Annotated in this window: 15 protein-coding genes; 13 read left to right on the top strand and 2 right to left on the bottom strand. The window is 32.2% G+C overall.

Annotated features, from left to right (window positions below):
- Positions 1-58: 58 nt before the first annotated feature.
- Positions 59-1,054 carry a hypothetical protein gene (locus P3X86_RS09170; protein ID WP_483292371.1) on the top strand — a complete coding sequence of 332 codons (996 nt, stop codon included), beginning with the start codon at positions 59-61 and terminating at the stop codon, positions 1,052-1,054.
- Between the two features lie 12 nt (positions 1,055-1,066).
- Complete coding sequence (locus P3X86_RS09165; protein WP_483292370.1) at positions 1,067-1,258, top strand: DUF4177 domain-containing protein; 192 nt, start codon at positions 1,067-1,069, stop codon at positions 1,256-1,258.
- A gap of 530 nt (positions 1,259-1,788) precedes the next feature.
- Here the strand turns inward: P3X86_RS09165 and P3X86_RS09160 are convergent.
- Positions 1,789-2,946: a S53 family peptidase gene (locus P3X86_RS09160; RefSeq protein WP_483292369.1), complete on the bottom strand. Its 1,158-nt coding sequence runs from the start codon at positions 2,944-2,946 to the stop codon at positions 1,789-1,791.
- Between the two features lie 196 nt (positions 2,947-3,142).
- On the opposite strand from P3X86_RS09160, the gene P3X86_RS09155 reads away from it, so the two are divergent.
- The 9 genes from P3X86_RS09155 to P3X86_RS09115 all read left to right on the top strand — a co-directional run bounded on the left by P3X86_RS09155 (position 3,143) and on the right by P3X86_RS09115 (position 10,760).
- A complete protein-coding gene (locus P3X86_RS09155; protein WP_483292368.1) occupies positions 3,143-3,571 on the top strand; it encodes a flavodoxin in 429 nt (142 codons plus the stop codon).
- Between the two features lie 28 nt (positions 3,572-3,599).
- A complete protein-coding gene (locus tag P3X86_RS09150) occupies positions 3,600-4,199 on the top strand; it encodes a DUF3793 family protein (protein WP_483292367.1) in 600 nt (199 codons plus the stop codon).
- Between the two features lie 325 nt (positions 4,200-4,524).
- Entirely contained in the window at positions 4,525-5,088 is a 564-nt protein-coding gene (locus P3X86_RS09145; protein ID WP_483292366.1) for a glycerol-3-phosphate responsive antiterminator, read from the top strand.
- Positions 5,089-5,176: 88 nt separating this feature from the next.
- Positions 5,177-5,527: a Lin0368 family putative glycerol transporter subunit gene (locus P3X86_RS09140; protein ID WP_483292365.1), complete on the top strand. Its 351-nt coding sequence runs from the start codon at positions 5,177-5,179 to the stop codon at positions 5,525-5,527.
- A 35-nt stretch (positions 5,528-5,562) separates the two neighbouring features.
- Positions 5,563-5,895 (top strand): Lin0368 family putative glycerol transporter subunit, encoded by a 333-nt coding sequence (locus P3X86_RS09135; protein WP_483292364.1) that lies wholly within the window; start codon positions 5,563-5,565, stop codon positions 5,893-5,895.
- Positions 5,896-6,006: 111 nt separating this feature from the next.
- On the top strand, positions 6,007-7,509 hold the full coding sequence (gene glpK, locus P3X86_RS09130) for a glycerol kinase GlpK (RefSeq protein WP_483292363.1): 1,503 nt from the start codon (positions 6,007-6,009) through the stop codon (positions 7,507-7,509).
- A 179-nt stretch (positions 7,510-7,688) separates the two neighbouring features.
- Positions 7,689-9,125 (top strand): FAD-dependent oxidoreductase, encoded by a 1,437-nt coding sequence (locus P3X86_RS09125; RefSeq protein WP_483292362.1) that lies wholly within the window; start codon positions 7,689-7,691, stop codon positions 9,123-9,125.
- Positions 9,126-9,152: 27 nt separating this feature from the next.
- Positions 9,153-10,409 (top strand): NAD(P)/FAD-dependent oxidoreductase, encoded by a 1,257-nt coding sequence (locus tag P3X86_RS09120; protein WP_483292544.1) that lies wholly within the window; start codon positions 9,153-9,155, stop codon positions 10,407-10,409.
- Positions 10,410-10,760 carry a DUF1667 domain-containing protein gene (locus tag P3X86_RS09115; protein WP_483292361.1) on the top strand — a complete coding sequence of 117 codons (351 nt, stop codon included), beginning with the start codon at positions 10,410-10,412 and terminating at the stop codon, positions 10,758-10,760.
- A gap of 72 nt (positions 10,761-10,832) precedes the next feature.
- Here the strand turns inward: P3X86_RS09115 and P3X86_RS09110 are convergent, their stop codons facing one another.
- Positions 10,833-11,852, bottom strand: a complete 1,020-nt coding sequence (locus P3X86_RS09110; RefSeq protein WP_483292543.1) for an NAD-dependent epimerase/dehydratase family protein — start codon at positions 11,850-11,852, stop codon at positions 10,833-10,835.
- A 526-nt stretch (positions 11,853-12,378) separates the two neighbouring features.
- Between P3X86_RS09110 and P3X86_RS09105 the strand changes: the two genes are divergently transcribed.
- The gene (locus P3X86_RS09105) at positions 12,379-12,918 is read left to right on the top strand and encodes a C39 family peptidase (protein ID WP_483292360.1); all 540 of its coding nucleotides are present in this window, start codon (positions 12,379-12,381) and stop codon (positions 12,916-12,918) included.
- Positions 12,919-12,947: 29 nt separating this feature from the next.
- Positions 12,948-13,628 carry a hypothetical protein gene (locus P3X86_RS09100; RefSeq protein WP_483292359.1) on the top strand — a complete coding sequence of 227 codons (681 nt, stop codon included), beginning with the start codon at positions 12,948-12,950 and terminating at the stop codon, positions 13,626-13,628.
- Positions 13,629-13,674 lie beyond the last annotated feature (46 nt).

Below are 13,674 nucleotides of genomic sequence, written 5' to 3'. Positions count from 1 at the left end.
GGTAATAAAATATTATGATATAATATCTATTATAATAAAATAGATTTGGTGGTGTAAAATGAGTATACATAAATATGATGACAACATGTTACCTGATAGTGAATTTATAAAAGGAGAATATTCATTACTTGTAAAAGGGAATAAGTGTAGACTTTTAGATGGAAGAAGAACTACTGGATTTATAGAAGAAGTACAAATTAGTGAGGGTATGTTTAGATGGCGTATTACTAAATATGAAGATGAAGGCAAATGTTGGGATTTGCCCGCTGAAGAAGTAATAAAATTTCAATTTGAAAAAAATTCGGACAAACTTGAAGAATATCACATCACAGAAATATCACATATAGTCAATAAATATAAGGATAAAATAACAATAGAAGCAAATCAGAATGATAAGATTGTGAGTGAATCAGAAATATCTATAGCCAAAGAAAAAGCTATTTGCTGGCTTAAAGAAAACTCACTGTTACTAAAAAATAAAGAAAGACTTGATCTAAGTGCTAATGAAGGTTCTGAGTATTTATATAAGGATCTAAAAAAATATATGGAGTATTTAAAACTTGAAAAAGAAGAAAAAATGACAGCAGATAGCATTGTATTAAATCCTAACTCTGGAGAATGGATTAAGGGAATGTGTATAGTACTTGCAGAGATGGGGTTAGTACCTTATCGTGGTAAAGAGCCACGTACAAAGGATGTATTTAAAGGTATTGGGAGTAAAGAAAATAGAAGAAGATATATAGTGAATAGACTTGGATTTATAAGGGCATATTTTCAGTTGCTTGATATATCTAGTGTGGCCTTATATAGGGGGATGAGTAGTGAAGGTACTTGGAGTGAGAGAGATAGGACATTTTTACATATGACTTTTAGCGTTGATGTAGCAAAAGCATTTAGCAATTTTGAAAATAACAAGTACAAGACATCTTATATGATAAAAGCAACATTGCCAGTAGATAAAATATTTATGACCTACTTAGAAACATCACAGATGAATGAAAAATACAAAGAAGCAGAAGCATTAATACTATATGATGAAGAGCTTAAATTATAAGAGGTGAACAACATGTATGAATATAAATTTGTAAAAGCGTCAATAGCTGGCCTGTTTAGTGAAGGTAATTATAAGCAGATTGTACATGAGTATGCAAAAGTAGGATGGAGGTTAGTGCAGATATTTCCATGTGCTTACAATGGATATGGAAAGCCAGTAGAGATTGAGATAGTATTAGAAAAGGAAATAAAAGAGAAGTTATAACTAAATATGTTGCAAAATGCCACAAAGGGGTATGTTACTTGAAAAAACAAAAGATAGTATAATACCACCTAATGTTGTATTGAGGATAATAAAAGATTTCCTTTTTACTACTCAGCTCTGTCCAGCCATATACCATCAGGAGAGTAAATAAAGACTAATAAACTTATTTTGATTGAAGATGAAAAGCTTATTTTCCAGTAGAAACAATCAACAGCGGTACCTAATTTTGCGTCAAATGGCATCTTATGATGGTGCGGTATTAAAGATTTAACAAAAGATAACTAGTTATACAGTAAATAATAGATACATAAATTAAAAACAACTAGAGCAGATGCTTTAGTTGTTTTTTAGACTGTAGAAAAAAGTATAATTTCTGCGTTGTAGTTAAAATTTCCGTTGTTCACTTAACTCTAAGTAAGCTCTGATATTCAATTTTAACACGCCCCACTAGAATTCTTAAATACAGTCTGCTATCTTGATGACTTAAAAGGGGCTGTAAGAATGCTCCTTCATTGTTGCGTTATTTATCATTAATCATTATATATTTCATAATACCGTTTAATTGCATGTATGAAATTAGTTACATCTGGGCTTCCTAACCCTGTAACATAGTCATAACCTTTAATAGCTGGATAGAACTGTGTATTTCCATTTTTAATATCAATATAAGGTTTTATGTCGTTATTAATATCATGTTCACTGCACGAATTAGATATCTCATATAGAACTGCAGGCATATTATAGCATACACATGTAGGAAGTGCATTTGCTAAAACAGCAGCTTGACATGGAGCAGAAACGCTAGTTCCACCTACAGTAATCCAATTTCCTTGTTGTCGTTGTTTTGTTGATGGATTTTCACCTGGTTCAACTGGAGTTACATAAATTGGAACACCAGGGAAGACGTCAGCAAAGAAAGATATATCAGGAGAAGTACGCATATCAGTTTTTGGCTGAGCATTATTAGGGATATATTGATAAGCTGGCTTTACTTCGAATTCGCTAATACCACCGCCACTATCATACCAGCCAGTTTCCGGAGCAACTCGATGTCCACATTCGTCTAGTTGCATTGAAGTACCTCCTACGCCTATTACATAAGGCGATGAAGCAGGATAAGAAACAGCATCTGCATCACCAGAAGAAGCAACAAAAACTACGTTCTTATCTTTGAATATTTTATCGAATTCAAGTTGCATAGCAGATTCATTAGCACCCCAGCTCATAGATATTATATTAGCTCCTTCATTAATAGCAAAGAGTATAGCTTCATTTAAATTTTCGAAAGTACTGTCCTTAGCAGCCACTAGTAGGATTTTTGCACGAGGTGCTAAAGCATGGGACCATTCTACGTCCAAAGAAGTTTCCAATTGCCATTCAGGGTCAACAAAAGGTGGTTGACCTTGTGGATAGAATACTTCTATGTCTGCAGGAGGTAAATCGAAACGCTCATTAAAAACTTCAACATCATTCATGATATTTGGATTACCATAAGCTACTATAATAGCAATAGTATTTCCTTCACCATCGTATTTAGGAGAGAAATTATATGCTGTTTTAATTTGCATAGGAGAATATGCAGGTATAGCAACTGGCATTGTTTCGCTAAGATTAGATACTACAATATGAGGTTTATATACATTTGAGTTAGTTATTTTATGTTGTTTTGTAGTTATTAATTCATTCATTCATTAATCGCTCCTTTAGAATTTTATAATATAGTATGCTATATAGCTATTAAAAGTGTAACAATTATTTTGATTTAAGATTTTATTATAAATATTAAATTTCCTCTTTACAAAAGCAAGAATCTGAAGTACAATTAATAATAACGATAATCATTATCAAAATAATACACATATATTGAATTAGGAGGTAATAACCTTGAGTAAAATGGTAGTAATTTATTGGTCAGGAACAGGGAATACAAAAATGATGGCTGATGCTGTTGCAGATGGTGGCAGAGTAGACGGCGTTGATGTAGAAGTTATTTCAGTAGAGGATGCTACAAAGCAAAATGTTATAGAAGCACAATTTATAGCACTAGGTTGCCCGTCGATGGGAGCAGAAGTTTTAGAAGAAGATGTAATGGAACCTTTTGTTGAAGCTTTATCAGATATTGATTGGAGTGATAAAAAACTAGCTCTTTTCGGTTCTTATGACTGGGGAGATGGTGAATGGATGAGAAATTGGGAAGAAAGAATGAGAGACTATGGAGCTAAACTAATAGAAGATGGACTTATTGTACATCTTACTCCAGAAGTTGATGATATAGAAAAGTGTGAAAATCTAGGAAATGATTTAGTAAAATAAATTATAAATGTTAGAAGGAGTGTAGTACATGACCACAGAGACTATTAAGCAATTTATGAAGCAAAAAGAAGAATTAAATGATCAGCAATATCTGATGGCAACTTTAGCTTATCATTTAGCGCCTGTTGTTAAATGTAAAAAAGCTTCATCAATTCTAACATTCAATAAAAGAAATAGGAATGTATACAAACTTTGGGATGATTATAAAGAACAATTTTCATTAGGAGAAGTAACTTATTATGAACTTAAAAGAACAAGTCAACATGTCTCTGTATTGTTCTTTATACCGAATTGCCTTAAGGATGTATTTAATAGCAAAGAAAATAGAGAGTTTCTAAAAAACTGTGGTTATGATAAATGTACTTGTATTTATGAGTACTTAGAAAGATTAAAAAATAGATATAAGCACCAGTGTCCACACGAAATAGGATTGTTCTTAGGGGTGCCGTTAAAAGATGTAGAGAGCTTTATTAAACATGATGGATCAAATTATTTAGTTTGTGGTTATTGGAAGGTTTATCACAAATTGCAGCAGAGTATTGCTCTTTTTAAAGCTTATGATAAAGCCAAAGATAATATTGTAAAGCTATTTACAAACGGTAGATATAAAGATATATTAGCAAGTTAGAATTTATAACAAACAATAATTCTCAATTAGAGAGCTGTTTAACTAAGATACAAATTTGGGTATACAGCTTTCTTTTTTGTGCGAAATCACAATACCTAAAAATTATGAAAATTTAACCATTTTAATAAAAGATGTTGACTAATGGAGAAATATATAATAGAATGTATATAAATATCATATTATGGCTGGAGATAAGGAGAGCCCACACAAAAGCAACCTAAATACATAGGTTAATTTGGTGTGGATTTTTTAATACCTAAAATTAAAAAAATCATCTATCACTAATCTTGGAATTTAGGAAAAATTTTATGTAGGAGAGATAACTATGAGCAAATTTCAAAGAAAGATAGAGATGAATCCAATTATTGCAGCTGTAAATGACACTTCAAAAATAACCGAGGCAATCCAATCGCCTTGTGAAATCGTTTTTTTATTAACAGGAAATATATTTAATCTAAAAGATGTCGTTGATAAAATCAAAAACGCAGGTATGGATGTTTATGTCCATATAGATTTGCTAGAAGGCTTTTCAAGAGATACCGTAGCATTAAAGTATATTAGTGAAAATATCAGACCAGATGGTATCATTACTACAAAAAGTAATTTAATTAAGAAAGCAAAAAAGATGGGAATATGGGCGATTCAAAGATTATTCATGCTAGATTCTCTATCGTTAGAAACTGGGATAAACTCTGTTATTGCTACTAAACCAGATGCCATAGAGATAATGCCTGGTATAATGCCAAAGATTATTAAGAGAGTACAAGAGCATACTAAAGTATCACTAATAGCAGGAGGGCTTATTAGCACTAAAGAGGATGTTATAGAAAGTATAAAAGCAGGAGCTGTGGGAGCATCCACAAGTAAAATAGATATATGGAATATGTAATTTTATTTTAAAGGAAAACGTTTAAGGAGGCGATATATATAAAAAACTAAAATTGCACAACACCAAAAAAGACAAAAGGAGGATTTGTATGAAGCATGTAGGTACAGTTATAGGAACGGCTATTGCTGGTATTTTTGTAATGAGCGTTTGGGGCAAATTTGCTGAAGCATATGGTATTGGTGGAGGCTGGTTTGCGGGACTAATAATTATAGGTATAATGTGGTTTTTAAATCATAACGTAGGTATTCATAACAATGACGGCGCTTGGATAGATATGGCATTAGGTATAGGTGTTGCTGGTACTATGAGAGGAGTATTTGAAAACGGAGTGCAAGCTGGAATAGACTCACTTCCAACGCTAGGAGTAACACTAGCAGGAGGGCTAGTAGGAGGATTCTTTGCTTATAAGTTAGAGAGACATTTAGCTAATAACAAATAAGAAATACTATTACAGATAGAAAGGGGCATAAGCCAATGAGTTTAGAGCATGCAATTACAACATTTGCAGGTGCATTTATATTTCCATTTTTGATTAGATTATGTTGGGGCAAAATGTGTGAAGCTTGGGGTGCTATAGGAGGATGGATGGCAGCTGGTTTCATAGTTGGTACATGTTGGGCATTAAATCATGGAGTTGGGCTAATAGTACAATCAGGTTCAGCGTGGATAGATATGGCATGGGCAGCAGCCATAGGACTATTCTTTGCATCGGCTTTATCAGGAGATAACCTAAAAGAAGGTTTAACTAATGCGTTTTTTGCAATACTTGGAGGAACATTAGGCGGGTTTATATTATCTTGTTTATAAGAATAACTATATAGTTAAACATGTGATATACTTTTATTATATATTCAATTGACAGAAGATTTTAATTTTTTCTTATAAATCAACACTATTATATTATTGGAGGAAGATAAGATGACTAAGAAATATATTTTAGCTTTAGATCAAGGAACAACAAGTTCAAGAGCAATCCTTTTTAATCACGATGGTAAAATAGTAAAGACAGCACAAAAAGAATTTACTCAAATATATCCAAAAGCAGGTTGGGTTGAGCATGATGCTATGGAAATTTGGGGAAGTCAGAGTGGAGTAGCAAGAGAAGTTCTAGAGACAGCAGGTGTTAGTCCAGAAGAAATAGCTGCTATAGGTATTACAAATCAAAGAGAGACAACAGTAGTATGGGACAAAAACACAGGTAAACCTGTATATAACGCTATAGTTTGGCAGTGTAGAAGAACAGCAGGTATTTGTGACGAGCTAAAAGAGCGTGGTTTAGAAAAATATATCAGAGAAAATACAGGACTTGTAGTAGATGCATATTTTTCTGGAACAAAAGTTAAATGGATACTTGATAACGTAGAAGGAGCTAGAGAAAAAGCTGAGAACGGAGAGCTGTTATTTGGTAATATAGATACATGGCTGATTTGGAATCTTACTAGAGGAAAAACATATGTAACAGATTATACAAATGCATCTAGAACGATGTTATATAATATAAAAGAGTTAAAATGGGATGAGAAAATACTAAAAGAACTTGATATCCCAATGTCAATGCTTCCAGAGGTTAAACCATCAAGTCAGGTATACGGACATACTGATCCAAAGACATTTGGTGGAGCTGAGATACCTATAGCAGGTATAGCAGGAGATCAACAAGCAGCATTATTCGGACAAGCATGTTTCAAGGCAGGTATGGCTAAAAACACATACGGCACAGGATGTTTCATGCTTATGAATACAGGCGAAGAAATGGTTCCTTCTAACAACGGACTATTGACAACTATAGCGTGGGGAGTAGATGGAAAAGTTGAATATGCACTAGAGGGAAGTATATTTGTAGCAGGTGCATCTGTTCAATGGCTACGTGATGAGTTAAGATTAATAGACGATGCTAAAGACAGTGAATATTTTGCAACACAAGTTGAAGATACAAACGGAGTATATGTAGTACCTGCGTTTGTTGGATTAGGAGCACCTTACTGGGATATGTACGCAAGAGGTACTATAGTAGGCTTAACTCGTGGAGCAAATAGAAACCATATAATAAGAGCAACACTAGAGTCAATAGCTTACCAAACTAGAGACGTACTTGAAGCTATGCAAGAAGATTCAGGGATAAATCTACAAAGCTTGAAAGTAGATGGTGGAGCAGTAGCAAATAACTTCTTGATGCAATTCCAATCGGATGTATTAGGAGTTCCAGTAGATAGACCAATAGTAGCAGAAACTACAGCTTTAGGAGCAGCATACTTAGCAGGGCTTGCAGTAGGCTTTTGGGAAAGCAAAGAAGAAATAGCTAAGAAATGGGCAGTAGATAAAAACTTTGATCCACAAATGGATGAAGAAGTTAAAGAAAAATACTATGCAGGATGGAAAAAAGCTGTTAAGAGAGCTAGTGCATGGGAAGAAGCAGAGTAATAAGAACAATTAATCAATAGATTAATAGTATAATAATATAAATAGTATTTGGCGTGAGATTAGGAGAAGCCACATGAGTAAATCTAGAGATAGATATAACTTGTGTGGCTTTTTATAATTTTATCAATCAATAAATGTAAAAATTATAAAATTTTAGCTTTAAATAAGGAGGAAAAAGTATGTATGATATAGCTGTAATAGGCGCAGGTATAATAGGTACTTTTGTAGCTAGAGAGCTTTCAAAGTATGATCTTAAAATAGTGTTAATAGAAAAGGATACAGATATAGCGAATGGAACGACTAAGTCAAACAGTGCTATTGTTCATGGAGGATATGATGCAAAACCTGGAACATTAAAAGCGAAGTTAAATGCACTAGGAAACCCTATGTTTAATGATATTTGCACAAAGTTAGATGTACCTTTTAAAAGAATAGGTTCATTAGTAATAGCTACAAATCAAGAGGAAATGGCAAGTGTAAGAGAGCTTTATGAAAGAGGAATAGAAAATAATATTCCAAATATGAGGATACTTGATGGTAAAGAGACTATCGAGATGGAAAAGAATATAAACAAAAACGTAATTGGTTCGCTGTATTCACCAACAGCAGGGATAGTAAGCCCTTGGGAACTAGCGGTAGCTCTTGCAGAGAACGCTGCTGACAATGGAGTTGAAATAAAGCTAGGTAATAAAGTTACAGATATCAAGAAAGTCCAAGAAGGCTATAGTATTGAGATGGAAGATGAGAAACTAGAGGCTAAATATGTAATAAACTGTGCAGGTATATATGCAGATGACATAAACGCAATGGTAGCACCAAGAAGCTTTGATATAAGACCAACAAGAGGTCAGTACAATGTGTTAGACAAAAGTGCAGGAGATATAGTAAATCATGTTATATTCCAAGCGCCAACTAAGGCAGGAAAAGGAACATTAGTAGCACCTACAGTACATGGTAATTTGTTAGTTGGTCCTGATGCGGAGGACTTAGAAGACAAAGAAAATACATCAACATCTAGCGATAGAATTAGTTTTATAAGAGAGAAATCTAAAAAAACAACCGATAAAATTCCTTTTGGAGCGACAATAACAAGTTTTGCAGGACTTAGAGCAAAGCCAAGTACAGAGGATTTCATAATAGAAGAATCAAAAGACGCCAAAGGTTTTATAAATGTTGCAGGTATAGAATCACCAGGTCTTTCAGCAGCTCCAGCTATAGCTGATTATGTTGTAGATATAGTAAAAGAAGTAGCAGGAGATTTGAAAGTCAAAGAGGACTTTATAGACAGTAGAAGACCATTTATAAAGTTTATGGAATTAAGTGATGAAGAAAAAGCTAAACTGATAAAAAAAGATCCACGTTATGGAAGAATAATATGCAGATGTGAAAATATCACTGAAGGCGAAATTGTAGATGTAATAAAAAGAAATGCAGGAGCTAAAACAGTTGATGCGATAAAAAGAAGGGCTAGACCTGGTATGGGAAGATGCCAAGGAGGTTTCTGTGGCCCTAGAGTTATGGAGATACTTGCAAGAGAGCTAGGCATGGATATAAAAGATGTTTTAAAAGATGGTAAGAACTCATATATACTTACAGGAAACACTAAAGAGAATTAGGGATAAGATTTAGGAGGTGACGTTATGATAAAATATGATATTGTTGTCATTGGTGGAGGGCCTGCAGGGCTTGCAGCAGCAATAGAAGCAAAGAAAAATGGAGTAGATAATATATTAGTCATAGAAAGAGATAGAGAGTTAGGCGGAATCTTACAGCAGTGTATCCACAATGGATTTGGACTTCACATATTTAAAGAAGAGTTAACAGGACCAGAATATGCACACAGGTTTATTGAGCAGTTACAAGAGTCTGGAATAGAATACAAATTGGATACAATGGTATTAGAAATAAGTGATGATAGAGTAGTAAGTGCTATTAATACAGTAGACGGCTTTATGAGGATTGAAGCAGGAGCAGTAATATTAGCAATGGGCTGTAGAGAAAGAACCAGAGGAGCAGTAAATATACCGGGAACTAGACCAGCAGGAGTTCTTACAGCAGGAACAGCTCAAAGATTTGTTAATATGGAAGGATACATGGTTGGGAAGAGAGTAGTGATACTAGGCTCTGGAGATATAGGGTTAATAATGGCTAGAAGGATGACGTTAGAGGGAGCTAAAGTATTAGCAGTAGCAGAGCTTATGAGTTTTTCAGGTGGACTTACAAGAAACATAGTTCAGTGTTTAGAAGACTTTGATATACCACTTTTATTAAGTCACACAGTAACAGAGATAAAGGGAAAAGACAGGGTAGAAGGGGTAGTTATAGCAGAGGTTGATGAAAACAGAAAGCCAATCAAAGGAACAGAAAAATACTATGATTGTGACACATTACTTTTATCAGTAGGATTGATTCCAGAAAATGAAATATCAAAAAACGCAGGTATAGATTTAGACAATGTTACATCTGGCCCAATAGTAAATGAAGCTATGGAGACTAGTATAGAAGGTATATTTGCCTGTGGTAATGTCGTACATGTTCATGATTTGGTGGACTTTGTAACAGAAGAAAGTAGAAGAGCAGGTAAAAATGCTGCAAAATTCATTAAAAATAAGATAACGACAGAGAAAGTAGCTAAGACAAATCCGGGCGCAGGAATAAGATATATTGTTCCACAGCTTGTAAGAGTAGAAAACATTGATGATACACTTGATTTATTTATGAGAGTAGACAATGTTTATAAGAATATGCAGATGGTTGTAAGTATAGATGGTAAAGAAATAAAAAGAATAAAGAAAAAGCATTTAGCTCCTGGAGAAATGGAATCTGTCAAAATCAAAAAAGAAGAACTATCTTCTGGATGTGAGATTATTTCAGTTTCATTAGAAAGTGAGGGTGTTTAAATGAATAAAGAAATGATATGTATAGTATGTCCTATGGGATGTCATATAAATGTTGAAAAAAGCGGAGATGAGTATGTCGTAACAGGTAATAAATGCCCTAGAGGAAAAACATATGGTATAAAAGAACTGACAAATCCTACTAGAGTATTGACAACTACAGTAAAAATAAAAGGTGGTTTATTAAATAGATTGCCAGTAAAAACTGTTGATGCAGTACCAAAAGAGTTGTTATCAGAATGTATGAAGGTTATCAACAATGTAGAAGTGACTTCACCAATCAAAGTTGGAGATATTATTGTCAAAGATATATTAGGAACAGGAGTAAATGTTGTTGCATCTAGAAGCATGTAATTTAATATTTTACTAATAGAAAAGTATTAAAAAGAAGTGTGTTTAATTGATTAAGCACACTTCTTTTTTGTGTTAATGATTAAAATATTTGTTTTTTGCTTGAGTGTCATTTTTCTTATATGCAATATATGGAGATGATTTTTTTATTAGTATTTTTTTGATTGGTTTATTTAATAAGTGGATGAACATACGTTTATACCGAGAGGTTTTTTTAGAAATTAAATCATAATAGTCTTTTAAAGTATCTTTTTGAAAATGAAGAATATTTTCTAGATCATCACTATCTAGAAAATAGCCACAGTGAAAGTTTTTTTCAGCAAATGCACCTTTAGGAAAATCTAAAGGGTGTAAACCTAGAAGTTCAAAAGTTTTTTTCAGCATTTCCCTATAGGTAACTCTACAATCTTTTCCTCCACCTAGATTAAAAATCCGACCATTTAAATCCTTAGTTTTTTCAATAGCTCTAACTAATGCATAGCCTGTATCTTTAGTAGTAGCTAATTCAAGACAGGTATCTAAAGGCATTTTAAAAAATAGCGGACTGAGCTTTGTTTTTTCACCCATTATTGCAGAAAATCTAAATATGCTCCAGTTGAGATTTGATTGTTTGATTAGTTTTTCAGAAGTAATTTTTGTAGTGGCATAATAATCATCTTCACCTGGATTAAGAGGATCGTTCACACTTATCCAAGGATTGCTGATTCTATCTCCATATACAGATATAGAAGAAGAGTACAGTAAAAAAGCATGAGGTGAATATTTTTCAAGAGACTCTATAATATTTTTAGTGCCATATATATTGACTTTTTTAGTTAGTAGGATGTTTTCATCAGCAAGAGGAGGGATAATAGATGCAAGATGAATTACAAAATCTACACCAGATGTACATTCATCAACACACGATCTTTTAGAAATATCTCCCCAATATATAGTTATATCATCTGAGTATTTTTTTAACACTTTCATAGTTTCTTTAGTTTTGATATCAAATACCCTAATATCATATATATCTTTTCTTTTGATGAGCTCTTTCAAAGCTTCTTCACCTATAGAGCCAGACGCACCAGTTAGTAAAATAGTCTTTTTATACATCACAAATCATTCTCCTAATCAATTATTGTTGTTATTATTTACATGATGAACAAAAATCAGTAAAAATATGTAATCCAAATTAATAAATCTGGTAAAACAATAAATAAATAGAGAAAACTATATAAAAAAATGCTCTTTACTATATTATATATTAAATAATATTTTTTTGATACAAGCTATCACATATATGTATGGTAGCTCATTGAGATTGTTTTTTATAATTAACTACTTTTTTTAGATATGTATAAGTTTCTTATAATTTTCATTAAACAAAACAATTTGCATAGCCCCTTTTTCAATGCTTTTTAAGAAAAGGTAGACTAAATGAGTAAATAACTCTGAAAATATTAATAAAATATATAATATCAAAAAAACTAAAAAAAAGTTTGAATAACATATTTTTTATGATATAATCAAATAAATAACATAATTAGAAATAAAATACAAAATAGAACATCTATCAATAATATCACATTTTATGTAATAACCATCATATTTAGTGATTATATTTTAAAGGAGGTTTTTTATGTTATTTACAAAAAACAAAATCAAAAAGATTTCATTACTATCAGTGCTTATTTTTTTAATAATTTTTTCTGTACAAGCTTTTGCAATGCCCGATATGGTCTCGGTCAATGTTCCCGATACTAGACAAATAAAAAGCTACTGGTGTTGGTGTGCTACAGGTGTTGCATTATTATCTAGTAAGGACATTCCTGTAACTCAAAATTCTTTCTCAATTGCAGTAAAAGGTAATAGCACAAATAATGAGGGCGGTGATCCAACAGAAATTAAACTGGGGTTAAGTTCTTTTGGCTATAACGCAACTAAAACAGGTATAATGAGTTCAAGTTCGGTTAGAGATACATTAAACAGCGGAAAAGCTATAATAGCAGGTTACCACTATATATATTATGGTGGTGGACATTATGTAGTTATTTCAGGTCATAAAAAATCGAATGATACTCTTGAGGTTATGGATCCTGGTGTTGGCAGAAAAGAATATTATAACTTTGACTATTTTGTGTCTAATTCAGATTGGGAATGGGATGTAAGTCTTTATTAATTTACAAATTATAAGAGGAGGTATTTATTATGAATAAAAAAATTACTATTATTGCGACTTTCTTATTGGTGCTTATACTTTCATCTTTGATTGTTAATGCTGATATCAACAGTAATGATAACGTACCTACCGAAGTTATTCAAGTGGCTAAAGATAATTTTGATAAAATAGTTAATAGAATTTCTGCTGATTTAGCCAAAGAATATAATACTCAGATAGTTAATTCTGATTTCACTTTAGGTACAGGTTATAATATCAGTCATATTAATAATGACATAGATATAAATAAGAATTATGAAAATTTAAAAGATATTACAGTGAATAGTAAAGAGTGGCTTTTTGTAATTAAATATAAAGAAAAATCTGTTTCATATATTAAAGTAGGGTATATAGACAATTCATATAAAGTGTTAATGTATGGTGGAAACGCTGATATGTTTGATGTTTCTCTTGATAATTTTGCAAAGTTAAATTCTAAAGAAATGATTTTATTATCATATATGAATAATTATTATATGTTAAGTGAAGATAATAAAATACTTGAGGTTGCATCTAATAAATCGGCATATATACTAAATAAAGATAAATATGATAATCCTATGTCAGGATCCATTTGTCTAGAAATAATTAAAGAAAATATAAACAAGAGAAATAGAAATGAAGAAACTGTATATAGTTCTTCGAGCTTGATTGATTATTATAGTAAATAATAAGAAGTAGATTTAGATGAAAAATTCAAAATAAATAGCAATAGCA

It is taken from the genome of Abyssisolibacter sp. ZYX002 (assembly GCF_056892235.1).
This window is presented reverse-complemented; position numbering and strand designations above follow the sequence as displayed.